This window comes from Streptomyces sp. NBC_00846 (assembly GCF_045207325.1).
Lineage (GTDB): Bacteria > Actinomycetota > Actinomycetes > Streptomycetales > Streptomycetaceae > Streptomyces.
On record NZ_CP108846.1, the window covers coordinates 4,690,358 to 4,713,009 of the forward strand.

A 22,652-nucleotide genomic window follows, 5' to 3' on the forward strand; every position below is an offset into this window, starting at 1 on the left:
TTGACCCGCCGTGCGAGCCGCCGGGACAGCCCACCCCGGGCGAAGCCGCCGGAGCGCGGACGGGATACTGGAACGATGAAGCTCAGCCGCCCGGTCTCCTGGTTCCTGCTCGTGTTCGGGGTGTGGAGCTGGTTCATCTGGGTCACCTTCGTCAAGAACCTCTGGAAGGACGGCAGCGGACTCGCCTTCGACGACGCGGGTGACCCGACTGCGTACTTCTGGGTGCATCTGCTGCTCGCCATCACTTCCTTTCTCCTGGGGACGGTCATCGGTGTGATCGGGTTCCGTGGCGTCAGGGCACTGCGCCGAGAACGTGCCTGACAGACCGCACGACAGGCGGAGGAGTCGCACATGGCAGTGGCCGGTCTCGCGCTGACGGCGGTCGTGGTCCTCGCGCTGTTCGTCGCCGTGCACCGCTATCTGTGGCGCCGCTTCGTCGGCGACACGACCGCCGAGGGCAGTGCCCTGCGCCGAGTCGGCACGGTGGCCGCGTACCTCCTGCCGCTGCTGAGCGTCGGCGCCCTGGTCTCCGGCCGTACGGGCGCGCCCTTCTGGCTCCAGCGGGTGCTGGCCTGGCCGGGCTATCTGTGGCTGGCCGCGCTGCTGTACCTGACACTGGCTCTGCTGGTGGGTGAGCTGGTACGGCCGATTCTGCGCCGGGTTCTCGCGAGGCGCGCACCTGGGTCGGACGGGACGTATCGACCTTCCGCGGCGGAAGTGCCCGAGTCGGCGGCCGTGTCCACGGCCGCCGGCAGCGAGCCCTCCGCCGTTCCCGCCGCCGGCAGTGAGTCCTCCGCCGTTCCCGCCGCCGACACCCTCGTCGCCGTCGCCGCCCCGGACCACCGCCCCGCCGCACCCACGCGTCGGCTGTTCGTCGCGCGGGCCGTCGGGGGCGCCGCCGCCGTCGCCGGACTCGGCACGGTCGGCTACGGCACGTACGGCGTACTGCGCGGGCCGCGGATCAAGCGGATCACCGTGCCGCTCGCCAAGCTGCCCCGCTCCGCGCACGGCTTCCGGATCGCCCTCGTCAGCGACATCCATCTCGGCCCGATCCTCGGCAGCGCCCACACCCGGCGGATCGTCGACACGATCAACCGGACCCAGCCGGACCTGGTCGCCGTCGTGGGAGATCTCGTCGACGGAACCGTCGCCGACCTCGGCCCGGCCGCGGAGCCGCTCTCGCGGTTGAGCGCCCCCCACGGCAGCTTCTTCGTCACCGGTAATCACGAGTATTACTCCGGTGCTGCCCAATGGGTTGATCACGTAAGGGAATTGGGTCTCCATCCCTTGGAGAATGCCCGGGTCGAGATCGCCGGATTCGATCTCGCGGGCGTCAATGACGTCGCCGGGGAGAGCGAGGGGCAGGGGCCCGACTTCCACCGCGCGCTCGGCGACCGGGACCGTTCCCGCGCCGCCGTCCTCCTCGCCCACCAGCCCGTTGTCATCGACGACGCCGTCGCCCACGGCGTCGACCTCCAGCTCTCCGGCCATACCCACGGAGGCCAGCTCTGGCCGGGCAACCTGGTGGCCGCGTTGGCCAATCCCACGGTCGCCGGCCTCGACCGCTACGGCGACACCCAGCTCTACGTCTCGCGCGGCGCGGGTGCCTGGGGCCCGCCGGTACGGGTCGGCGCACCCTCCGACATCACCGTCGTGGAACTCGCCTCCCGGCAGGCCTGACGCTCCGTCGATGGCCGGTTACGGACCCTGCGGATGGACTCCAGGTTTCAAGTGCCCAACAAAAGGCTATGAGTACCTGATTTGCTCTTCCAGATGTGAAAATCGTGTGATTGGCTGATCGCGAGCATGCGGTGATGTGCGTATCTGAGCGCGACGCCGAGGTGGGGCTGGTAAGGGAGAGCACGGCAATGCGGTCGATCCGAATACGGATTCTCGCGATTCTCGCGGTTTTGGTCATCGCAGGCGTCGGCGCCTGGCAGCTGCTCCCCTCGGGCGAGGTGAACAAGAACCCGATCGCCGTCGGCACGACGGACGAAGTCACCTCGCTGGACCCGGCGGGTGCGTACGACGCCGGTTCCTGGGCGATGTACGGCAATGTGTACCAGTCCCTCCTGACGTTCAAGTCCGGGGCGACCGTCCCCGAACTCGACGCCGCCGAGAGCTGCGGGTTCATCGGACTGAAGCTCCAGACGTACCAGTGCAAGCTGCGTGACGACCTGTCCTTCTCCAACGGCCGGAAGATCACCGCCGCCGATGTCAAGTACTCCATCGAGCGCATGGTCAGGATCAAGACGGATGTCGGTCCGTGGGTGCTGTTCCCGAGCCTCAAGAACGTGGTGGCCGACGGCCGGACCATCACCTTCAACCTGTCCAAGCGTGACGCGACCTTCCCGCAGAAGCTCGCCACGGGAGCCGGGTCGATCGTCGACCGTGAGTCGTACCCGGCGGACAAGCTCCGGTCCGGGAACAGCGTCGACGGCTCGGGGCCGTACATCCTGAAGTCGTACCGGCCCGGCGACCTCGCCGAGTTCGTCCCCAACCCCCTGTACAAGGGTGCGCTGACGAAGACCGGAGTTCCGGTCACCGTGCGCTACTACAAGGAGTCCGACGCGCTCCAGGCGGCCTGGAAGTCCAAGCAGATCGATGTGACGCACCGTCAGCTTCCGCCGGCCGCAATCATCGCGCTGAACCCGGGCGATCCCGACCTGCACGTCACCGAGGCGGACAGTGCCGAGATCCGCAACCTCGTCTTCAACGTCCGCGAAGGCACCCCGTTCGCCGACAAGAAGGTCCGGCAGGCCATCGCGTCGATCATCGACCGCGGACCGCTGGTGACCGACGTCTACAAGGGCACGGTCGAACCGCTCTACTCGCTGATCCCGCAGGGCTACATCGGGCACAGCACACCGTTCTTCGACGCCTACCCCGCGCCCGATCTCGCGCGCGCCAAGAAGCTGATGCAGGAGGCCGGTGTCCAGACGCCGCTGCACTTCACCTTCGGCTACCGCGGCGGCGACGAGGCGTACACGAAGGAGACCGCGGAGCTGCGCCGCCAGCTGGAGGCGACCGGACTGTTCAAGGTCTCGGTCAAGTCCGTCGAGTGGACGAAGTTCCAGAAGGAGTACGCGGCCGGCAAGTTCGACGCGTACACCGTCGGCTGGCTCCCCGACTACCCGGACCCCGACACCTTCAGCCAGCCGCTGGTCGGCCGCGACGGCAGCCTCCACAACGGCTACTCCAGCAAGAAGGTCGACGACCTGATCGGCGCCACGCTGGAGTACAGCGACCGCAGCCGTACCTCGGCGGACTACAAGGAGCTCCAGGCGATCGTCGGCGAGGACGTGCCGCTGGTGCCGCTGTGGCAGAAGAAGGACTACGTCGTCAGCACGATCGACGTCTCCGGTTCGCAGTACCTCTCGGACGGCACCGGCATCTGGCGGCTGTGGGAGCTGAGGCGGCTCTGACGGCCCGGCCCGCCGGGCCCGGAGAGGCCGTCGGGTCAGGCGCCCGTCGGGTCAGGGCCCGTCGGGTCCGGCGCCTCTCGGGCCGGACGCTTCGCGACGCCGGGCAGGAACTCCTCCAGCACCTCGTGAATCTGCCGCACCAGCGGCCGCAGCACCCGGAACCGGGAGAGCGCGATGGCGCGGGCACCGATCGGGGCGGCGCGCTCGACCAGGCGTCGGCTGCGTTCGGTGTGCTCGGTCCGGTCGTACACCCAGAACAGCACCAGGCCCATCTGTATCAGCCACATCAACTGCGGCAGCAGCTCGGCCAGTTCGGGATCTGTCCTGGTGTCGGAGTCGGCCAGGCACCGCCGGTGGATGGAGATCGCCGCCTCGCGGGCCGCGACCGATTCCGCCGAGAACGGGCTGAGCGGGCTCTCCGGGTCGGCGGCGTTCTTGAAGAACTGGGCGGCGAAGCGGTGGTACGGCTCCGCCACGTCCAGCCACGTGAGCAGGACCCCGCGCATCCGCACCGCGAGGTCCTTGTCGCCGTCCAGGACCGGCTGCACCGCCGCTTCGTGTTCGGCGGCGAGCCGGTCGTAGAAGCCCTGGACGAGGTGTTCCTTGTTCGTGAAGTAGTAGTAGGCGTTCCCGACAGAGACACCGGCCTCCTGGGCGATCGCCCGCATCGTCGTCTTGTCGTAGCCGCGTTCCTGGAAGAGCCGGAGCGCGGTTTCGAGGATGAGTGTGCGGGTCTGCTCGCTCTTGGGAGCCTTGACTTCCTTCACGTCCTTCGCTTCCTTCACCACAGTCCCGAGGGTATCCGCCCCGGTCAGTCGCCGGATCCCGGGACTGCGCAGGCGCCGTCCCCGGAGCCGTCACCGCACGGCGCCGCGGTCAGCGAGCGGTACTTCGCGGCGGCGAGCACGGTCGCCCGGGCGAACGGGCGACCCGCCGGGGTGGTCAGCCAGTGGGCCCTGGGCCGGTGTTCGGCCAGTGCCCAGAGGCAGACGATCCACGCGTCGGTCCCGCGGTAGATCTGCCCCCCGTCGCCGATCAGCGTGATCTCCTCCAGCGTCCCGGCGTGGTCGAGCCCGGGGAAGCGGCGGCGCGCCTCCTCGGAGGCGGCTGGGACGAGGTCGAGCGGGACGAGCTGACGCTGCTTCAGCAGCCACTGGCGCAGGTGGCCGCAGAGCGAGCACTGCGCGTCGTACAGCACCGTGAGCCGTTCGACGGACAGCCGCCGGCCGCCGGTTCCGGTCGTCATGGCGGGCTCAGGCCTTGGCGGCGGGTGCGGCCCACGGACCATTGCCCGGCCCCGTCCAGCCCTGCGGCGGCACCGGCGGGGTCTGCTCACGCTCCATCAGACCGCGGCGGCGGATCTTGTTGAGCACGTAGACGTTGCCGAGGTGCAGCACACCGAGGACGAGCAGGACCACGCCGAGCTTCACCGAGAGCGCCTCGAAGAGCCCGCGGGCGTCCGCGACGCCGTCGTCGTTCCTCAGATAGAGGGTGACGAAGCCCAGGTTGACCAGGTAGAAGCCGACCACCAGCAGGTGGTTGACGGCATCGGCGAGCTTTTCGTTCCCTTGCAGCACATCGGCGAGGAACACCCTGCCGTTGCGGCTGAGCGTGCGAGCGACCCAGACGGTGAGCGCCACGCTGATGAGTAGGTAGATGACGTACGCGACAACAGTGAGGTCCATGCCCCACCCTCCCTTGAACGCGTTCAAAAGCTGTTGTCATGGACTGTAGACCCGTCTTTGAACATGTTCAAGTCAGTGTCTGGGTGGTCCGTCAGGTCTGCTTGCCGGGTGCGTCGAAGCGCCGTACGCCGGGCACCGTCGCCGTCGCCGGGCAGGCCGCGTCAGGGCGTAGCCGAGCGGCATCGTGCCGGGGGAGGGCAGTCGGTCGTGCGGGGGCGCGCGCACGTATGCGGGCTGTTCAACGACATGCCGCGCCGCGTCATGGTGGCCGCCGAGGACCGGGGCGGCGCCGGGTGGAACCGAGGCGCCGGGCGCTCAGCCCGATTCGCGCCCTTCATCGGTCTCCGGGTTCCTGACCACGTAATCGGCCAGCTTCGCGCGGAGTTCGTCCCGTTCCATCGCCCGTACGCGGCCGAGCGCCTCGTTCCACTGCTCGGCCGCCTGCTCCACCGACGACAGGAAACCGCGCCGCATCCGCGCGCCCGCGAGCAGCAGGGCCAACGCGGCGACCGGCCTCAGCAGCCACCGGCCGTGCACGGTCAGAGTGACATCGACGTGCCACCGGCCGGGCCCCGCCGGACGTGGCGCGAGATGCAGCCGCGCGATTCCCAGCCGGTGCTCCAGCCGTGCCGTCGCCGGGGCGTGCGCGGGAGCGGGGGTGACCGGCGCGACGGCGGCCGCCGCCCACCAGGCGGCCAGATCGAGCGACGCCTCCCCCGACACGCGGCGCAGCGACCCCGACCCCTCTGGACCCCACGCCTGTCCCTCATGTCCAGTGACACGGGCCGTTCGGGGCTGCGCAGCCGCAGCGCCATCCGCCCGCTCAGCTCCGGTGACCGCATCAGCTGCTCCACGGCGAGCACACCGGTGCGCCGCCACTCCCGTATCACCATCGCCTCCATCCCCTCGGCGTCGGCGTCGAGGGGCTCGTACCGGGCACCCGGCTGCAGATGGTGGCCCTTGGCCAGGCTGAGGCCGTCCACGGGCCGCCCGTCAGGCAGCACGATGTCCCGGCCCCGGGCCCGGGTGGACTCGATGAGATCGCAGACCAGCCCGGCGTACGCGTGGAGCCGGTCGCGATCCAGTGCGACGACGGTGACGGTGTGCTGGAGGCGGCTCATTCTGCGGCCCGTCAGATGCTCATCGAGCGGGCGGCGTTGAGCTGGGCCATCACCATCTGGAAGGCATCCGGGCCCATCGCCGGGATCATCGTCGAGTGGTGCCTGCCACCGCTGGTCACCGAGACCTGGATGAAGCCGGTCGTCTGCTTCTCCTTCATCAGGAGGAAGAGCAGACCGACCAGGCAGAGCAGTGCGAAGACGATCGCGAGCACGATCGCGACCGTCGGGATCTTCTCCTCGGTGCGCGACAGGTCCGTGGCCGTCCACACCGCGCCCTTGAGGGGCATCGTGCCGGCCGGCGTCACGATCCGGTCGTTCATGACGGTGATGTCGCCGAACGTCAGCATCGGCACACCACCGCCGGGCGGTGTGCCCGGCTGCTGCGGATAGCCGTAACCGGGCATGGTCGGCTGGGCCGCCTGGCCCGGCGGGTAGCCGGAGCCGGGGCCGGGCTGGGTCGCGGACTCGGGCAGCTGCTGCGGGTAGCCGTAGGCCGCAGTGCCCGAGCCGGGCAGGCCATGCCCCTGGCCGTCCGCGACGGTGGGCGGATTGCCCGGCTGCTGGGGAGGCCCCCACTTGTATGAGTCGTCCGCGTACGGATTCGGATCGCTCAACGTTCCCCGCTTTCGATCAAGCCTGTGCGCCCCGCGCCTTGCTGCGCCGGAGGCGGCGAACCGGCGTCCGGTTCCGCACGACCGTACCGCCAAGACCCGGACGGTGCAGCAAGAGGCCCCGCTTCCCTCACGGTTCGTGCGGAAAGCGGGGCCTCGGATGCGACAGGTGCGCCGGTGGCGGTCAGAAGCGGCGCGTGATCAGCGCCCGCTTGACCTCCTGGATCGCCTTGGTGACCTCGATGCCACGCGGGCAGGCGTCCGTGCAGTTGAAGGTGGTGCGGCAACGCCACACGCCGTCACGGTCGTTGAGGATCTCCAGACGCTGCTCGCCGCCCTCGTCGCGCGAGTCGAAGATGAAGCGGTGCGCGTTGACGATCGCCGCCGGGCCGAAGTACTGGCCGTCGTTCCAGAACACGGGGCACGAGGACGTGCACGCGGCGCACAGGATGCACTTGGTGGTGTCGTCGAACCGCTCGCGGTCCTCGGCGGACTGCAGACGCTCGCGGGTCGGCTCGTTCCCCTTGGTGATGAGGAAGGGCATGACATCGCGGTAGGCCTGGAAGAACGGGTCCATGTCGACCACGAGGTCCTTGAGGACCGTGAGGCCCTTGATGGCCTCGACCGTGATCGGCTTCTCCGGGTTGATGTCCTTGATCAGCGTCTTGCAGGCGAGCCTGTTCTTGCCGTTGATCCGCATCGCGTCGGAGCCGCAGATGCCGTGCGCGCAGGAGCGACGGAACGTCAGCGTGCCGTCGATGTCCCACTTGATCTTGTGAAGGGCGTCGAGAACACGCTCCTTCGGGTCGATCTCGATCTGGAAGTCCTGCCACTGGGCCTCGTCGGAGACCTCGGGGTTGAAGCGGCGGATCCGGAAGGTGGCCGTGATGTACGGGGAGTCGGCGAAGCCCGCCTCGGCCTGGCCGGCCTTTTCCATCGTCGGGGTAGCCATCAGTACTTACGCTCCATCGGCTGGTAGCGGGTCTGGACGACCGGCTTGTAGTCGAGCCGGATCGACTCGGTGCCGTCGGCCGCGACCTCGCGGTACGCCATGGTGTGGCGCATGAAGTTGACGTCGTCGCGGTTCGGGTAGTCCTCGCGGTAGTGACCGCCGCGGGACTCCTTGCGGGCCAGTGCGGAGGTCGCCATGACCTCGGCCAGGTCGAGCAGGTTGCCCAGCTCGATGGCCTCCAGGAGGTCCGTGTTGAACCGCTTGCCCTTGTCCTGGATGGACACGTCGAGGTAGCGCTTGCGCAGCTCGGCGATCTTGTCGACGGCCGTCTTGATGGTCTGCTCGGTACGGAACACCATCACATTGGCGTCCATGCACTCCTGCAGCTCCAGACGGATCGTGGCGACCCGCTCGGTGCCCGTCGAGTTGCGCAGCCGCTCGACCTGCTCCTCGACCATCTGCGCCGGGTTCTCGGGAAGCTCGACGAAGTCGTTCTTCGCGGAGTACTCGGCGGCACCGATGCCCGAGCGGCGTCCGAAGACGTTGATGTCGAGCAGCGAGTTCGTGCCCAGCCGGTTGGCGCCGTGCACGGAGACGCACGCGACCTCACCGGCGGCGTACAGGCCCGGGACGACGGTGGTGTTGTCGGCCAGCACCTCGCCCTCGACGTTGGTCGGGATGCCGCCCATGGCGTAGTGCGCGGTCGGCTGGATCGGGATCGGGTCCGTGTAGGGCTCGATGCCGAGGTACGTACGCGCGAACTCGGTGATGTCCGGGAGCTTGGCGTCGAGCTGCTCCGGCGGCAGGTGCGTGAGGTCGAGGTAGACGTGGTCGCCCTCGGGACCGCAGCCGCGGCCCTCACGGATCTCCGTGTAGATGGAGCGGGACACGACGTCACGGGACGCGAGGTCCTTCATGACGGGCGCGTACTTCTCCATGAAGCGCTCGCCGTCCTTGTTGCGGAGGATGCCGCCCTCACCGCGGGCGCCCTCCGTCAGCAGGATGCCCATGCGCCAGATGCCCGTCGGGTGGAACTGGAAGAACTCCATGTCCTCCAGCGGCAGGCCGCGGCGCCAGGCGGCGGCCTGGCCGTCGCCGGTCAGGGTGTGCGCGTTGGACGTCACCTTGAAGAACTTGCCGGTGCCGCCGGAGGCGAAGATGATCGCCTTCGCCTGGAAGACGTGGATCTCGCCGGTCGCCAGCTCGTACGCGACGACGCCGGCGGACTTCTTGACGCCGTCGACGTCCTGGAGCAGGAGGTCCAGGACGTAGAACTCGTTGAAGAACTCCACACCCTCCTTGACGCAGTTCTGGTACAGCGTCTGGAGGATCATGTGGCCGGTGCGGTCCGAGGCGTAGCAGGACCGGCGGACCGGGGCCTCGCCGTGGCTACGGGTGTGACCACCGAAGCGGCGCTGGTCGATACGGCCCTCGGGCGTGCGGTTGAACGGCAGGCCCATCTTCTCCAGGTCGAGGACGGCGTCGATGGCCTCCTTCGCCAGAATCTCGGCGGCGTCCTGGTCGACCAGGTAGTCGCCGCCCTTGATCGTGTCGAAGGTGTGCCACTCCCAGTTGTCCTCCTCCACGTTGGCGAGCGCGGCGGCCATGCCGCCCTGCGCGGCGCCCGTGTGGGAGCGGGTGGGGTAGAGCTTGGTGAGCACGGCGGTACGGCTGCGCTTCGTGGACTCGATGGCCGCGCGCATACCGGCGCCGCCGGCGCCGACGATGACGGTGTCGTACTTGTGGATCTGCATGATTTCCTCTGGTCCCTCTGGCCCGGCGCCTAGCGGATGTTCGGGTCGAAGGTGAAGATCACCAGCGTGCCCAGCAGGACGGTGAACACCGTGGCGGTGTACAGCAGCATCTTCAGCCAGAAGCGGGTGTTGTCCCGTTCGGCGTAGTCGTTGATGACCGTACGGAGGCCGTTGGCGCCGTGCAGCATGGCCAGCCACAGCATCGCCAGGTCCCAGAGCTGCCAGAACGGCGAGGCCCAGCGGCCCGCCACGAAGGCGAAGCCGATCTTGGAGACGCCGCCGTCCAGCACGAGCTGGATCAGCAGGTGGCCCAGGACCAGGACGACCAGGACGATGCCCGACAGGCGCATGAAGAGCCAGGCGTACATCTCGAAATTGGTGCGCGAACCCTTGGGGGTCTTGCCGGTCCGCGTGCGCGGCGGCTCGATGACCGGGGCCGGGTTCTCGACGTCGAAGAGGGAGACGCCCTCGACGGAGCCGATCGCGGCGGAGGACTCGGTGGACATTGGCCTCAGCTCCCGAAGACTGCGCGTACGGCGTGGCCGAGGACGGGGTACAGGGCCCCGACCATCAGCACGATCCAGATGCCCACGACGGACCAGAGCATCTGCTTCTGGTAGCGCGGGCCCTTGGCCCAGAAGTCCACGGCGACGATGCGAAGACCGTTCAGCGCGTGGAAGAGAATGGCGGCCACGAGGCCGTATTCGAGGAGCGCGACGATCGGCGTCTTGTACGTGGCCACGACATTGTCGTATGCCTCGGGGGAAACGCGGACGAGAGCGGTGTCCAGGACGTGTACGAACAGGAAGAAGAAAATGAGGACACCGGTGACTCGATGAGCCACCCAGGACCACATGCCTTCCCGGCCGCGGTACAGCGTTCCAGCCGGCACGGAAGAACCCTCCGGGAGCGGGGATTGGGGTCGGCCGGCTTGACTGTCGGTCTGACCCGGCCGGGTACGGTCCACCGGCCCCGGCCATCGTAGCGACGCTTTGTCGGTTCGCTCGCCCCGGGGTCTCTGGTGTGATCAAAGTGGCAATCAAACTGCCACGGACGGGCTACAGCAGACCGGTGAACACCGTTGACCGGCCCCGTTCCGTTATGAACCCGATATCAGCTCGATAATGCGGCCCCGGGCGAGTCGCCGCATTTCCTCCGCGGTGACCACCCGCTCATGGTCGGGGTCGTGGCCCAGCCTGGCCCGGATTCCGGCGAGCACCTGGTCCGGCTGTTCGGCGGGCTCGAAGCCGTCCAGGCAGATCACGAAGACATGGCCGAAGCGGCACTCGTACGCGGCGTGCGCGGCCCGCAGCGCGAGATGGGCGGAGTGCGGTGCGGCGTGATGCAGTCCGGGGGAGACCTCGGCGGCGAGCGCCTCGGCGAGATCCGCCGGGGGCAGGTCGTAGCCCGCCTCGTCGGCGGCGGCCAGCAGCGCGTCGAGGTCCGGGTAGGGGCGGTGGGCGGCCAGCCGCGCGGCCCAGCGGGGGCTGCCGGAGCACTCCAGCAGGGCGGCCTCGGCTTCGGCGGCCGGTGCGGTGTTGAAGCGGTCGAGGCCCGGGTGGGCGACCGGGCTCTGCGCAGGTCCGGAAGTCTGGACGGGTACGGCCGTCCGGGTGGCCGGTTGCCTCAGTCGCTTCGGGAGGCCGGCGTGGGACTCGCTGGACCTGGACAGCGTGGGGCTCCTCGAATCAGCGGCATCGGTGAACCTGGAGTCAGGAGTGGAACGGGGCGGGTGAGTCCAGGCGGATGCAGGGTGAAGGGAGAGTTGCGGAAGGAAGGGAGAGTTGCGGAGTGAGAGAAGTGTTGCAGGGTGAAGGGAGAGACGAATGTGCCTCAAAGCTAGCGAGGCCGGGCAACGGCCGTCCGTCGGACACGCGAACTTCACCCGGACGGGAGAGTTTCGGAACGTCCGAGGGGCCGTGAGCCAAGGAAAATGCAGCCCGGCCGGCTCCCTGTTTCTGGCTATTTCTGCTCCGCGCGCCTCTACCCGACTTCCCCCCATATCGGAGGTTTCTGACCGATGTCGCCCTCACGCGGCACTCTCGTGGCCGGTGCGGTCCTCACCGTGGCGGCCGCCACGACGATCGCCGTCGTCGTCTGGCCGGAAGGTTCCGGAAACGGACCCGCGGGGGAGTCGGGGTCCCGCACCCCCTCGGGCTCCTCGGCCGCCCCCTCGCCGACCCGGAGTTACCCGCTCTCCACCCCGCCCCGCACCATTCCCGCCGTACGCGAACACATCGCCGCCCGCGGCCCCGGCTGGCGGCCCGGCCCGGCCGCCGGGGTCGTCATCGCGCCCGGCAGCGGGACGCTCGCGGACGAGGGGCAGCTGCTCGCCCAGGAGCTGAAGATCCACTACCGGGGTGACGTCGCCGCCCGCCCGGGCGACGTGGAGCTGGCCCTCACCCCGGGCAAGGGCACCCCCGAGTCGTACACCCTCAGCACCCACGACGGACGGGTCACGATCAGCGGACCCGATCAGGCCGGCGTCTTCTACGGGACCCGCACCCTGAAACAGTCCGTGCGCGCCGACGGCGCCATGCCCGAGGGCGAGGTGCGCGACCGCCCCGACCGGCCGCAGCGCGGCCTCAACCTCGACATCGCGCGCAAGTACTACAGCGTCGCCTGGATCGAGGACCGGCTGCGCGAGATGGCCGACCTCAAGCTCAACCAGCTCGGCCTGCACTTCTCCGACGACCAGGCGTTCCGGATCCAGTCCGACACCCACCCCGAGGTGGTGTCGCCGCAGCACCTCACGAAGGCGCAGGTGCGGCAGATCCTCGGCCTCGCGGGCCGGCTGCACATCGAGGTCGTCCCCGAACTCGACTCCCCCGGCCATCTGGGCGCGGTCCTGCGGGCCCATCCCGACCTCCAGCTGCGCAATGTGTCGGGTGTGCGCTCGCCCGGATCGCTCGACATCTCCAACCCGGGGGCGGCGAAGCTCATCGACGAACTCCTCGGCGAGTTCACCGAGCTGTTCGGCGGCCGCTACTGGCATCTCGGCGCCGACGAATACCGCGCGCTGATGGCCCGGGACCCGGCCGCCTCGTACCCGCAGCTGCAACGCGCCGCCCAGCAGAAGTACGGAGCGCGGGCCGGCATCAAGGACCTCGCCACCGGCTGGCTCAACGACCGTGCGGCGGTGGTGCGTCCGCACGGCAAGCAGCCCAAGGCGTGGAACGACGGCTTCTTCCGCGACGGAGTCGTCCACGCCGACAAGGACATCGAGGTCGAGTACTGGACGGGCAGGGAGTACGGTGCCCGGCCGCCGGAGGAGTATCTGCGCGAGGGGCGGCGCGTGGTGAACCTCAACGACGAGTTCCTCTACTACGTACTGGGCCAGCCCAACAACTTCGTCTACCCCACGGGCAAGCGGATCTACGAACAGTGGACCCCGCTCGTCCTGCGCGGCACCCAGCCCGTCCCGGCGGGCTACTCCGGCCAGATCCTCGGCGGCCGGTTCGCGGTCTGGGGGGACCTCCCGAACGCGCAGACCCCGGCGCAGGTGGCGCAGGGCATCCGGATGCCGCTGCGGGCGACCAGCCAGAAGCTGTGGGACCCGCGGAAGCCGGAGCTGAGCTGGGATCAGTTCCGGGCGCTGGCCGCGCGGATCGACGGGGCGGGCTGACCGGTCCGGACCGGACCGCATTCCCCGTGGACAGGGGGGTGGGCAGGGGTTACGGTCGCATGCCGCGCGCACCGGGGAGGGGCGCGCGGTCTTTGCGTTTCGAGCTCAGATTCCTTGGGGGGTTCCACACCATGCTGTGTTCCACCTGTCGTCTCAGACCGCCGGTCACCGCGGACGGACACTGTCTTCTGTGCGCCGGACCGGCCGGGCCGGCGGCCCCGATGCCGCCGACCCCGGTCTTCGTCGCTCCGCAGCAGTACCTGCGCTCGCCGGCCGGGCTCGCGAAGGCGGTCGTCGTCCTGCTGATGGCGGTCGCCGTGGCGGATCTGCTCGCCGTGGCCGCGGGGCTGAACATCCGCCGCGTGCTCGGGAACGGACCGGAGAACGACTTCGCCACGTACGACGACGCGGAGGCGACCCTCGCGGACAATCTGTACGGGTCCGCCGGTGCGCTGCAGGGTGTCATGACCCTGGCCACCGGCATCGTCTTCATCCTCTGGTTCCGGCGCCTGCGGATGAACGCCGAGGTGTTCGACCCGAGCGTGCAGCCGATGTCGCCCGGCTGGTCGATCGGCGCCTGGTTCATCCCGTTCGCCAACCTCGTCCTGCCGCGCCGGATCGCGGGCGGCATCTGGACCGCGAGCGCCCAGACCAACCCCGACGGCAGCTGGCGCACGGTCCCGGCCACCGCGATGAATCAGTGGTGGGGGGCGTGGGTCTGCTCGCTGGCCTTCTCCTGGGTCACGTCCCGGCAGTACATGAGGGCCGAGAAGACGCAGGAGATCATCGACGCGGCGGGGCTGGTGATGGCGTCCGACGCCCTCGACATCGTGGCCGCGGTTTTCGCGATCCTTTTCGTACGCAAGCTGACCCGGATGCAGGGGGAGCGGGCGGCCCTCGGCGTGTATCCGCTGGGCGCCCGGGGGTAGCGGCACGAGGAGGCGGGCACGTGAGCGGACATCAGCACGACGAGGGCCAAACCATCGCTGGATGGGCCGGTGCCGCCGTCGCGACAGCCGGGGTCGCGGTCGTAGGCGTGGGCATCTGCGGCTGGCACCCGGGGATCTGGTCGGGGCTCGGCGTCATGGCGTCGGCGGTGCTGGTCACGTGGGGCCTGCACCTCGCGGGCTGGGGCAAACCACCCGGCCCGCGGCCTGCCGGCCAGTGGGGCCTCATGGCCCGGGACCGCGCTGCACGTGAGGGGTACGCGGGCTGCCTCGGGTGCCGGCTGGCCGGACGGCGCGGCGTTCCGGTACGCGCGGGCGCAGCGCCCGAGCCCGCCATCACCGCTTCCCGTACAGGTACTTCGGCTGACCTGTCACCCTGACGGATGCCGCGTCGAGCACCGGGCGGGCCTGGTCGATACGGCGCCGGCGCTCCAGCGGGCCGGGGAAGAAGCTGCCCGTACGGACAAGGGCAGGACCGCCGACGGCTGAATCACCGTGGCGCCGGACGGGACTTCATCAACGGCGGGACCCTCGGGCCGTACCGAACAGGGAAGTCCCGAGGGTGAATAAAAGCTGAGGAAGAACGAGGACGACCGGGGCCGCCACCCCCCACAGGAGAGGCCCCGGTCGTCTTCCGCGGGGCCGTAGGACGACCCCGTACTTCTCTCAGCGCCGTCGCTGCGTTTTCTGTCACACCGCACCGTGCCGGGAGAATGTTGCAGCTTGTACAAGCCATGGACGCGAACCCCGCGAAGGACGTAGCGTGCTGAATCGCGCAGGGTGGCGCGGCAGTGATGACCAGCTGCGATTCAGGACAGCAGGGCGGGTTGAGGGAGTGCTGGGGGACGACGCGGAGCTCACTGCCGCGGTGCTCGCGGCGCAGGACGGGGACGAAGACGCCTTCCGTACTGTGTACCGCGCGGTGCAGCCGCGGCTGCTGGGCTATATACGGACGCTGGTGGGGGAGCCGGATGCCGAGGACGTGGCGTCCGAGTCGTGGCTGCAGATAGCGCGAGACCTCGGCCGGTTCAGCGGCGACGCCGACCGCTTCCGTGGCTGGGCGGCGCGGATAGCCCGTAACCGCGCCCTGGACCATCTGCGCATGCGCGGCAGGCGCCCCGCGATCGGCGGCGACGAGTCGGAGCTGTCGGACAGGTCCGCCGAATCCGACACCGCCGACGAGGCGATGGAGGCCCTGGCCACCGGCCGCACGATGTCGCTCATCGCCCAACTGCCTCAGGACCAGGCCGAGGCCGTGGTGCTGCGGGTGGTCGTCGGCCTGGACGCGAAGAGCGCGGCACAGACGCTGGGTAAACGGCCGGGAGCGGTACGCACCGCGGCGCACCGGGGACTGAAGCGGCTGGCGGAGCTGCTGCGCACCGAAAGCGCGGGCAGCGCGGACAGCGCAAGCAACTCAGGCGGTTCGGGCGACGCTGGTGGTGCTCCCGGCGACAGGGGCGGTGCGGACGGCGCGGTCCCCGACGGCGGCGCGGGCGTCGCCGTGGACCGGGCTCCCGCGGGCGATCCGGCGGGTCCGGCCGCCCCTCGCGGGAGCGCGGCAGGTCGGACGGCGGATCTCGGCGCCGTACCCGCTCAGCGCCTTTCCCGCAAGGGTCCGGTGGCGCCGGCCGGTGTGACGCATTCGCGTCTGTCGACGCAGAAGGACATGTGATGGCCGACGAGTACTGCGAATGGCTTGACAAGGACGCGGCGGAGAAATTGCTCCGCGGTGAACCGGTCGACCCCGTTGGCGGCCACTCGTGTACGGAAGCGGAGATGCTCGCGGCAGCGCTGGACGCCGCGGCACGGGCCGCCCGCCCGGCCACCGGCGAACTGCCGGGCGAGGCCGCCGCGCTGGCCGCCTTCCGCACTGCCACGCACTCCGCGCGCGCGAGGACACAGGCCGCGAACCCGCAGGCCAAGGAGTACGCCGAACAGCCGGTCCAGCAACCGGTCGAGCAGCCCGTCGAGCCGCCGCGGACCGGCGTACTCGGCCCGGTGCACATCCGGCCCGCCTCCGGCGGCACCGCGCCGAACACCTCGGCTGCGGACCCTCGTCGTACCCGCCCGCTGCGCTGGAGCCGGCCCATCCGCTTCGGGCTGGCCGCCTCCTTCGCGGGCTGCGCGATCGGCGGAGTGGCCGTGGCCGCGGGCACCGGGATGCTCCCCGGACCGTTCGGCGGGCACGCCCCCGTACCGGCCACGTCCGTCTCGGTCGCGGCGACGCCCGAGGAGCTCGGCTCGGGGGCGGGCACCGACGCGAGTCCGTCGCCGCCCGTCTCCCCGGAGACGGAACCCTCTGTGCCCCCGCCGAGCTCCTCCGCCCCCACGGACGGCCGTGACAGCGGAGCGGCGGGCAAGGGCGACAAGGGCGGGAGCGGCGAGGGCCGCCGGAAGCCCGACGGCGCCGGAAGCGGGTCCTCGACCGGCACCGAGAGCGGCCAGACACCCAAGGGCTCCGGAGCCGACGCCTCCGGCGAGTGGTACGCCAAGACGCTCAAGGCCTGCCGCGACTACCGCAACGGCAAGCTGGACGACGACAGCCGGCGGAAGCTCGAAGCGCTGGCGCAGGGCGCCCGCAATCTGGACCGGTTCTGCGACCGGGTGGCCGCCAGAGCCGCGAAGGGCCAGAACGGCCAGAACGGCCAGAACGGCCAGAACGGCCAGAACAGCCAGGGCAGTCAGGGCAGTCAGGGCGGCGACAACAGCAGCGATGACGACCCGGGCGAGGACGGTGATTCGAACGGGGACGGGGTCGGGGCCGAGAGGTCCCGCGCGCTCCCGCAGATCTGGTTCACCTCCACCCCGTCGCCGTCACCTTCTCCGTCGGCCTCGAATCAGGTCTCGAATCCCGTCTCTGATCCGGTCTCGAACTCGGCCTCGGCCGTCCCGTCGGCGGTGGCCCGGGCGGTCGGCGCGGCCACGCGCCAACTCCGCTGAGAGCCGGACGCGCCAGTCCCTTGCACGCCGCCCATCGGGTGCGACGTGCGGGTGCGACATCCGGGTGTGACATTTTTCGAGGCCGTGACGCAGTACGGAATGAGCCGACTGGTCATCGGCAGCGCTCAGAGCCGGGGTTCCCCCCGTACCTGCGGCTCAGCGCAATGGCGCGGGCGGGGCACGTTCCCCCGGTCCCGTCCGCGCCCCTTTTTCCTCCGGCCGGGCCCCCGCCCTACCTGTGGACGACGACCTTGTCGCCCGTCCTCACCTGGGCGAAGAGCGCGGCGATCTTTCCCTCGTCCCGGACGTTGACGCAGCCGTGCGAGGCGCCGCTGTAGCCGCGGGCCGCGAAGTCCGCCGAGTAGTGCACCGCCTGGCCGCCGCTGAAGAACATCGCGTACGGCATGGCCGTGTGATAGATCGTCGACACGTGGTGCCGTGACTTCCAGTAGACGGAGAAGGTGCCCTCGCGGGTCGGCGTGTACTGCGAGCCGAAGCGGACGTCCATCGACGAGACGACGCGGCCGTCGATCATCCATGACAGCGTGCGGCTGTTCTTGCTGATGCAGAGCACCCGGCCCGTCATACAGCGCTTGTCCGGCTTGGCGACGGGCACGGTGGTCGGCGGGTTCAGCTCGGCGGCCGTCGGCTCGTGCGTCATGCCGAGCAGCTTCTGCCAGGTGAGGGTGTCCGTCCTGCCCGTGGTGGAGAGGCCGCGCTTGCCCTGGAAGGACCGGACCGCGGCGGCCGTGAGGGTGCCGTAGTAGCCGGTGGGGGAGCGGTCGAAGTGGCCGATCTGCCGCAGCCGGGCCTGCAGTTCCCGAACCTGCTTGCCCTGGGCGCCGCTCGTCATCAGCGTCGTGCCCTGCGGGTCCGGCTTCGGTGCGGGCGTGGCGGGGGGCTTCGAGGACGGCGACGGTGACGACGCGTCCGGCGAGGGCGACCGGCCGGCGGGCTTGGCGTCGTCGGCCGCCGTGGTCCGGGGCGGTGCCGACGGCTCGCCGTCGACGGGCTGCGCCTTGCAGCCGGCGGTCGCGGCGGCCATGGCGAGCACGGTGAGCGCCGCCGTGGCCACGTGCCGCGCCCCGCCCCGCGCCCGGCCCCGCACCTTGCCCGCCGCCCCGCCAGGCTTCCTGCCCGGTGTCTTGCCCGGCGCCCTGCCCCGTGACGCGCTTCCGCTGATGCTGCGTACCATCTCGGCCCCCTGCTTCTCCGGGTTTCTCCGGTGTCCCATTGGACGGATTCCCGCTCTGCCCGGTTGCCGAAGCCCGCGCATGATGATGGAGAGCGGCGGCGCGGGCCGCCGGGAAGGGCTGTGAGCAAGGTCCCAGCCGGTGACTCTCCACCGGTCTCGTGACCGCCGCTACAGTCCGTCACGAGAATCCTCGGTTACCAGTAAGTAGCCTTACGAGCAGCTTCAGCGGGAGGCACAGCAGATGACGCGCGAGTCGGAGTCGGGACTGCCCATCGAGCCGGTGTACGGGCCGGACGTACTCGACGGGTGGCATCCCGACGACAAGCTGGGAGAGCCGGGTGCCTACCCCTTCACGCGCGGCGTCTACCCGACGATGTACACGGGCCGGCCGTGGACGATGCGCCAGTACGCGGGGTTCGGTACGGCCACGGAATCGAACGCCCGCTACAAGCAGCTCATCGCCAACGGCACCATGGGCCTCTCCGTCGCCTTCGACCTCCCCACCCAGATGGGCCACGACTCCGACGCGGCGATCGCGTCCGGCGAGGTCGGCAAGGTCGGGGTCGCGATCGACTCGATCGACGACATGCGGGTCCTGTTCGACGGGATTCCGCTGGACAAGGTCTCCACGTCCATGACGATCAACGCGCCCGCCGCCCTTCTCCTCCTCCTCTACCAGCTGGTCGGCGAGGAGCAGGGCGTCCCGGCCCAGAAGCTCACCGGCACCATCCAGAACGATGTGCTCAAGGAGTACATCGCGCGCGGCACGTACATCTTTCCGCCCAAGCCCTCGCTCCGGCTGATCGCCGACATCTTCAAGTACTGCCGGGCCGAGATCCCGAAGTGGAACACCATCTCGATCTCCGGGTACCACATGGCGGAGGCCGGTGCCTCGCCCGCGCAGGAGATCGCGTTCACCCTCGCCGACGGCATCGAGTACGTCCGTACCGCCGTCGCCGCGGGCATGGACGTCGACGACTTCGCCCCCCGTCTCTCCTTCTTCTTCGTCTCCCGCACGACGATCCTCGAAGAGGTCGCCAAGTTCCGTGCCGCGCGCCGGATCTGGGCGCGGGTGATGAAGGAGGAGTTCGGCGCGAAGAACCCCAAGTCGATGATGCTGCGCTTCCACACCCAGACCGCGGGCGTCCAGCTCACCGCCCAGCAGCCCGAGGTGAACCTGGTGCGCGTCGCCGTCCAGGGCCTGGCCGCGGTCCTCGGCGGTACGCAGTCGCTGCACACCAACTCCTTCGACGAGGCGATCGCCCTCCCGACCGACAAGTCCGCCCGCCTCGCGCTCCGTACCCAGCAGGTCCTGGCGTACGAGACGGACGTCACCGCGACGGTCGACCCGTTCGCGGGTTCGTACGTCGTCGAGAAGATGACCGACGAGGTCGAGGCCGCCGCTCTGGAGCTGATGCTCAAGGTCGAGGACATGGGTGGCGCGGTCGACGCGATCGAGCGCGGCTTCCAGAAGAACGAGATCGAGCGCAGCGCCTACCGCATCGCCCTGGAGACCGACAGCGCGGAGCGTGTGGTGGTCGGCGTCAACCGCTTCCAGCTCGACGAGGAGGAGCCGTACGAGCCCTTGCGCGTCGACCCCGCGATCGAGGCCCAGCAGGCGGCCCGCCTGGCGAAGCTCCGCGCCGAACGCGACCAGGGCGCGGTGGACACGGCGCTGGCACAGCTGCGGAAGGCCGCCGAGGGCACGGACAACGTCCTGTACCCGATGAAGGAAGCGCTCAGGGCGCGGGCGACGGTGGGCGAGGTGTGCAACGCGCTGCGCAGGGTGTGGGGGACGTATGAGCCGTCGGACGCGTTCTGAGGGGGTGTCCACCCGCCGCTGAATCTCCACGGCCACGGTCAAGCTCATGAACAGTGGTCCCCGAAAGGAGGATGCCGTGGCCGGAATACAGCACGAGGAGCAGGTGCACGTGCAGGAACAGCCGGAGCTGACGCTCGGCGAGGCAGCCGACCAGCTTGCACGCTCGCTGCCTGGGCATCGCGTGGAGATTCTCCAGGGGAGGCTCACTGCGACACCACCGGCGGACGTATCGCCGAGATGAAGCTCTCCGTGGACCGTCTCCTCGGCGGCGACGAGGACTGACCTCGGTTCTCACCGAACCCCCCGAACGGAGTGTCGTACCCACGTGCGACACTCCGTTTCATGCTGGGTGTCACCGACCTTCCGACCTATCTCGCCGGCCTGGTGCTGATCGTTCTGCTGCCGGGGCCGAATTCGCTGTACGTGCTGTCCGTCGCCGCCCGGCGCGGCGTGCGGACCGGCTATGTGGCCGCGGCCGGGGTGTGGACCGGGGACACCGTGCTGATGACGTTGTCCGCGCTGGGGGCCTCGTCCCTGCTGCGGACGACTCCGGTGCTCTTCGCCGTCGTCAAGTTCGCGGGTGCGGGCTATCTGACGTGGCTGGCGATCGGCATGCTGCGGTCCGCGGTGGCCATGTGGCGTGATCGGCACCGGCGGGTGGCCGAGCTGACCGAGGAGAGCGCCGGGCCCGAGGCCGCCGCCGCGATGGAGCGGCCGTACCGGCGGGCGCTGGTGGTCAGCCTCTTCAACCCGAAGGCGATCCTGTTCCTGATCTCGTTCTTCGTGCAGTTCGTCGACCCCGGCTACGCCTACCCGGCGCTCTCGTTCCTGGTGCTGGGCACCCTGCTGCAGATCGCCAGCTTCCTCTATCTTTCGATGCTGATATTCGGCGGCACCCGGCTGTCCGCGGCGTTCCGCCGCCGCAGGCGGCTGTCGGCGGGGGCCACCTCGGCGGCCGGTCTGCTGTTCCTGGGATTCGCGGCGAAGCTCTCGTTCAGCAGCGTGTGAGCGCGGTGCGCCCACCGGGGCCGGAGGCAGGGCACTGCGAGGCACGGTAGGGGTGCGCTGAAGTCTCCCTTACCCCGTACCGACGCCGTGGGTCAGTCGTCGGACGGCTTGGGCAGGGCCCGGGCCTGGAACCGGGGTGCGTCCTGCGCGGCCGCCGCGGTCACCATCCGACACGAGTGGGACCTGCGGACCCAGATCAACGCCATGCACCGGCACTGGGTGCTCCCCTCGGGTGGCGAGGCCCAGGACGAGATCCGCAGGCGTGTCCTGTTCCTGACGGCAGTAGTGACGCGGCGTCCCCGCCGGCACGGCCACTCCGTCGCGTCCCGCTCACGCCCCCATGCGCAATGCCGCGCGCAACCGGGCGCTCTGGGCGGTCATGGCTCGTTTCAGGCGAGGGCCGACCGGCTTCTCCACGTACCGGTGGATCAGCCAGGCGAGGATCAGCAGCGAGCCGACCGCGCCGAGCAGTGTCGGGACCGGGGGCAGGCCCCAGCCGCGGTGCAGAATCCGGATGGCGAACCAGCCGAGATGTTCGTGCACCAGGTAGAACGGGTAGGTCAGGGCGCCGGCGACCGTCAGCCAGCGCCAGTTCGCCCAGCGCAGCCACCCCAGCGCCACCGCGGCGACCGAGAGGAACGCGGCGGCGACGATCAGCTGGATCACGTACGGGGAGCGGTGGAAGTCGCCGTCCATGCCCGGGTGCCAGAGCGCGGTGACGGAGTAGCGCTGGCCGAGGAGAAAGCTCATCACGACGATTCCCCACAGCAGCAGGTCGCTGCCGTACCGGTGGATCAGGTACAGGGCCAGGCCGCCGATGAAGAACGGCGCGTGGTCGCGCATGACCAGTTCGTCCGTCAGCGGGGTCTGGGCGACCCGGGCGAGCACCCCCGCGAACGTCCACAGACAGCAGAAGGTCACCACCCTGCGGTAGGTGACACCACGCCGGACGACGAAGAGCGCGAACAACACGTAGAAGCGCAGCTCCACCCAGAGCGTCCAGCACACGCCCAGCACCCGGTCCGCGCCCATGGGCTGCTGCAGCATCGTCAGGTTGAGCAGCAGCTCGTCCGAGCGCAGCGGCTTCACGACGACCGGCAGGACGCACGCGGCCGCCGTCACGAGGATGATCGCGGCCCAGTACGCCGGGTAGAGGCGGGCGACCCTGGACCGGAAGAAGTCGCCCAGCGAGCGCCCCCAGCTGCTCATGCAGATGACGAAGCCGCTGATGACGAAGAAGAACTGCACCCCGAGACAGCCGTAGACGGCCGCCTGGGAGAGGGTCGGGAACATCTGGCCCGGCGACTGCCCCCAGGACTGAGCGACCGGGCCGTCCTTCCCCGCGAAGTGGTACAGGCAGACCATGAGGGCGGCCAGGATGCGCAGTCCGTCCAGGGCCCGCATCCGGCCCGCGCCCACGCCGGAGCGCGGATCGCGCGGGGCGGGGGGTGCGGACGGGGCGGGTATCACGGCAGCCGCAGCGGACCGGGTTGTCGTGGGCGCTTCGGCCACGGTGATGCTCCTCTCCCGGAACGGACCGGGACGTGTGGAATCTGGAACCGGCCGC

At 70.0% G+C, this 22,652-nt stretch carries 23 protein-coding genes; 11 read left to right on the top strand and 12 right to left on the bottom strand.

Features of this window, described 5'->3' with window-relative positions; all coding sequences use genetic code 11:
- Positions 1-75 precede the first annotated feature (75 nt).
- From OG936_RS21735 to OG936_RS21745, 3 genes are all read left to right on the top strand, one after another.
- Positions 76-321, top strand: a complete 246-nt coding sequence (locus OG936_RS21735; RefSeq protein ID WP_406496779.1) for an SCO4848 family membrane protein — start codon at positions 76-78, stop codon at positions 319-321.
- 30 nt (positions 322-351) lie between these two features.
- The gene (locus OG936_RS21740; protein WP_406496780.1) at positions 352-1,680 is read left to right on the top strand and encodes a metallophosphoesterase; all 1,329 of its coding nucleotides are present in this window, start codon (positions 352-354) and stop codon (positions 1,678-1,680) included.
- Between the two features lie 188 nt (positions 1,681-1,868).
- The gene (locus OG936_RS21745) at positions 1,869-3,425 is read left to right on the top strand and encodes an ABC transporter substrate-binding protein (protein ID WP_406500546.1); all 1,557 of its coding nucleotides are present in this window, start codon (positions 1,869-1,871) and stop codon (positions 3,423-3,425) included.
- A 35-nt stretch (positions 3,426-3,460) separates the two neighbouring features.
- Here the strand turns inward: OG936_RS21745 and OG936_RS21750 are convergent, their stop codons facing one another.
- From OG936_RS21750 to OG936_RS21795, 10 genes are all read right to left on the bottom strand, one after another.
- On the bottom strand, positions 3,461-4,213 hold the full coding sequence (locus OG936_RS21750) for a TetR family transcriptional regulator (protein WP_406496782.1): 753 nt from the start codon (positions 4,211-4,213) through the stop codon (positions 3,461-3,463).
- A 23-nt stretch (positions 4,214-4,236) separates the two neighbouring features.
- On the bottom strand, positions 4,237-4,671 hold the full coding sequence (locus OG936_RS21755; RefSeq protein WP_406496783.1) for a thiol-disulfide oxidoreductase DCC family protein: 435 nt from the start codon (positions 4,669-4,671) through the stop codon (positions 4,237-4,239).
- 7 nt (positions 4,672-4,678) lie between these two features.
- Positions 4,679-5,110, bottom strand: coding sequence for a hypothetical protein (locus tag OG936_RS21760; protein ID WP_406496784.1), 432 nt, complete (start codon positions 5,108-5,110; stop codon positions 4,679-4,681).
- Positions 5,111-5,425: 315 nt separating this feature from the next.
- On the bottom strand, positions 5,426-5,833 hold the full coding sequence (locus OG936_RS21765; protein ID WP_406496786.1) for a hypothetical protein: 408 nt from the start codon (positions 5,831-5,833) through the stop codon (positions 5,426-5,428).
- 409 nt (positions 5,834-6,242) lie between these two features.
- A complete protein-coding gene (locus tag OG936_RS21770) occupies positions 6,243-6,845 on the bottom strand; it encodes a hypothetical protein (RefSeq protein WP_406496788.1) in 603 nt (200 codons plus the stop codon).
- 181 nt (positions 6,846-7,026) lie between these two features.
- Positions 7,027-7,794 carry a succinate dehydrogenase iron-sulfur subunit gene (locus tag OG936_RS21775; protein ID WP_406496790.1) on the bottom strand — a complete coding sequence of 256 codons (768 nt, stop codon included), beginning with the start codon at positions 7,792-7,794 and terminating at the stop codon, positions 7,027-7,029.
- Positions 7,794-9,548, bottom strand: a complete 1,755-nt coding sequence (gene sdhA, locus OG936_RS21780; RefSeq protein WP_383753021.1) for a succinate dehydrogenase flavoprotein subunit — start codon at positions 9,546-9,548, stop codon at positions 7,794-7,796. Before sdhA ends, OG936_RS21775 begins: the two co-directional genes overlap by 1 nt.
- A 29-nt stretch (positions 9,549-9,577) precedes the next feature.
- The gene (locus OG936_RS21785; RefSeq protein ID WP_383753018.1) at positions 9,578-10,054 is read right to left on the bottom strand and encodes a succinate dehydrogenase hydrophobic membrane anchor subunit; all 477 of its coding nucleotides are present in this window, start codon (positions 10,052-10,054) and stop codon (positions 9,578-9,580) included.
- Positions 10,055-10,059: 5 nt separating this feature from the next.
- Positions 10,060-10,440 carry a succinate dehydrogenase, cytochrome b556 subunit gene (gene sdhC, locus OG936_RS21790; protein WP_266748085.1) on the bottom strand — a complete coding sequence of 127 codons (381 nt, stop codon included), beginning with the start codon at positions 10,438-10,440 and terminating at the stop codon, positions 10,060-10,062.
- 207 nt (positions 10,441-10,647) lie between these two features.
- Positions 10,648-11,178 carry a 2-oxo-4-hydroxy-4-carboxy-5-ureidoimidazoline decarboxylase gene (locus OG936_RS21795; RefSeq protein WP_406500548.1) on the bottom strand — a complete coding sequence of 177 codons (531 nt, stop codon included), beginning with the start codon at positions 11,176-11,178 and terminating at the stop codon, positions 10,648-10,650.
- 390 nt (positions 11,179-11,568) lie between these two features.
- Here OG936_RS21795 and OG936_RS21800 point away from each other — a divergent pair, with 390 nt between their 5' ends.
- From OG936_RS21800 to OG936_RS21820, 5 genes are all read left to right on the top strand, one after another.
- Positions 11,569-13,173, top strand: coding sequence for a beta-N-acetylhexosaminidase (locus OG936_RS21800; RefSeq protein ID WP_406496792.1), 1,605 nt, complete (start codon positions 11,569-11,571; stop codon positions 13,171-13,173).
- A gap of 221 nt (positions 13,174-13,394) precedes the next feature.
- Positions 13,395-14,102: a DUF4328 domain-containing protein gene (locus tag OG936_RS21805; RefSeq protein ID WP_406496794.1), complete on the top strand. Its 708-nt coding sequence runs from the start codon at positions 13,395-13,397 to the stop codon at positions 14,100-14,102.
- A gap of 20 nt (positions 14,103-14,122) precedes the next feature.
- Positions 14,123-14,500 carry an HGxxPAAW family protein gene (locus tag OG936_RS21810; RefSeq protein WP_406496795.1) on the top strand — a complete coding sequence of 126 codons (378 nt, stop codon included), beginning with the start codon at positions 14,123-14,125 and terminating at the stop codon, positions 14,498-14,500.
- A 455-nt stretch (positions 14,501-14,955) separates the two neighbouring features.
- Positions 14,956-15,792, top strand: coding sequence for an RNA polymerase sigma factor (locus OG936_RS21815; protein WP_406500550.1), 837 nt, complete (start codon positions 14,956-14,958; stop codon positions 15,790-15,792).
- On the top strand, positions 15,792-17,060 hold the full coding sequence (locus OG936_RS21820) for a hypothetical protein (RefSeq protein ID WP_406496796.1): 1,269 nt from the start codon (positions 15,792-15,794) through the stop codon (positions 17,058-17,060). Before OG936_RS21815 ends, OG936_RS21820 begins: the two co-directional genes overlap by 1 nt.
- Positions 17,061-17,292: 232 nt before the next feature.
- On the opposite strand, the gene OG936_RS21825 is transcribed toward OG936_RS21820, so the two are convergent.
- On the bottom strand, positions 17,293-18,255 hold the full coding sequence (locus tag OG936_RS21825) for a L,D-transpeptidase family protein (protein WP_406496797.1): 963 nt from the start codon (positions 18,253-18,255) through the stop codon (positions 17,293-17,295).
- 241 nt (positions 18,256-18,496) lie between these two features.
- Here OG936_RS21825 and OG936_RS21830 point away from each other — a divergent pair, with 241 nt between their 5' ends.
- The 3 genes from OG936_RS21830 to leuE all read left to right on the top strand — a co-directional run bounded on the left by OG936_RS21830 (position 18,497) and on the right by leuE (position 21,085).
- Complete coding sequence (locus OG936_RS21830; RefSeq protein WP_406496799.1) at positions 18,497-20,077, top strand: methylmalonyl-CoA mutase; 1,581 nt, start codon at positions 18,497-18,499, stop codon at positions 20,075-20,077.
- Positions 20,078-20,153: 76 nt separating this feature from the next.
- Positions 20,154-20,318, top strand: a complete 165-nt coding sequence (locus tag OG936_RS21835) for a hypothetical protein (RefSeq protein WP_406496801.1) — start codon at positions 20,154-20,156, stop codon at positions 20,316-20,318.
- Positions 20,319-20,419: 101 nt separating this feature from the next.
- Entirely contained in the window at positions 20,420-21,085 is a 666-nt protein-coding gene (gene leuE, locus OG936_RS21840; protein WP_406496802.1) for a leucine efflux protein LeuE, read from the top strand.
- Between the two features lie 330 nt (positions 21,086-21,415).
- Here leuE and OG936_RS21845 read toward each other — a convergent pair whose 3' ends face one another.
- A complete protein-coding gene (locus OG936_RS21845; protein ID WP_371666268.1) occupies positions 21,416-22,489 on the bottom strand; it encodes an acyltransferase family protein in 1,074 nt (357 codons plus the stop codon).
- Positions 22,490-22,652: the final 163 nt, after the last annotated feature.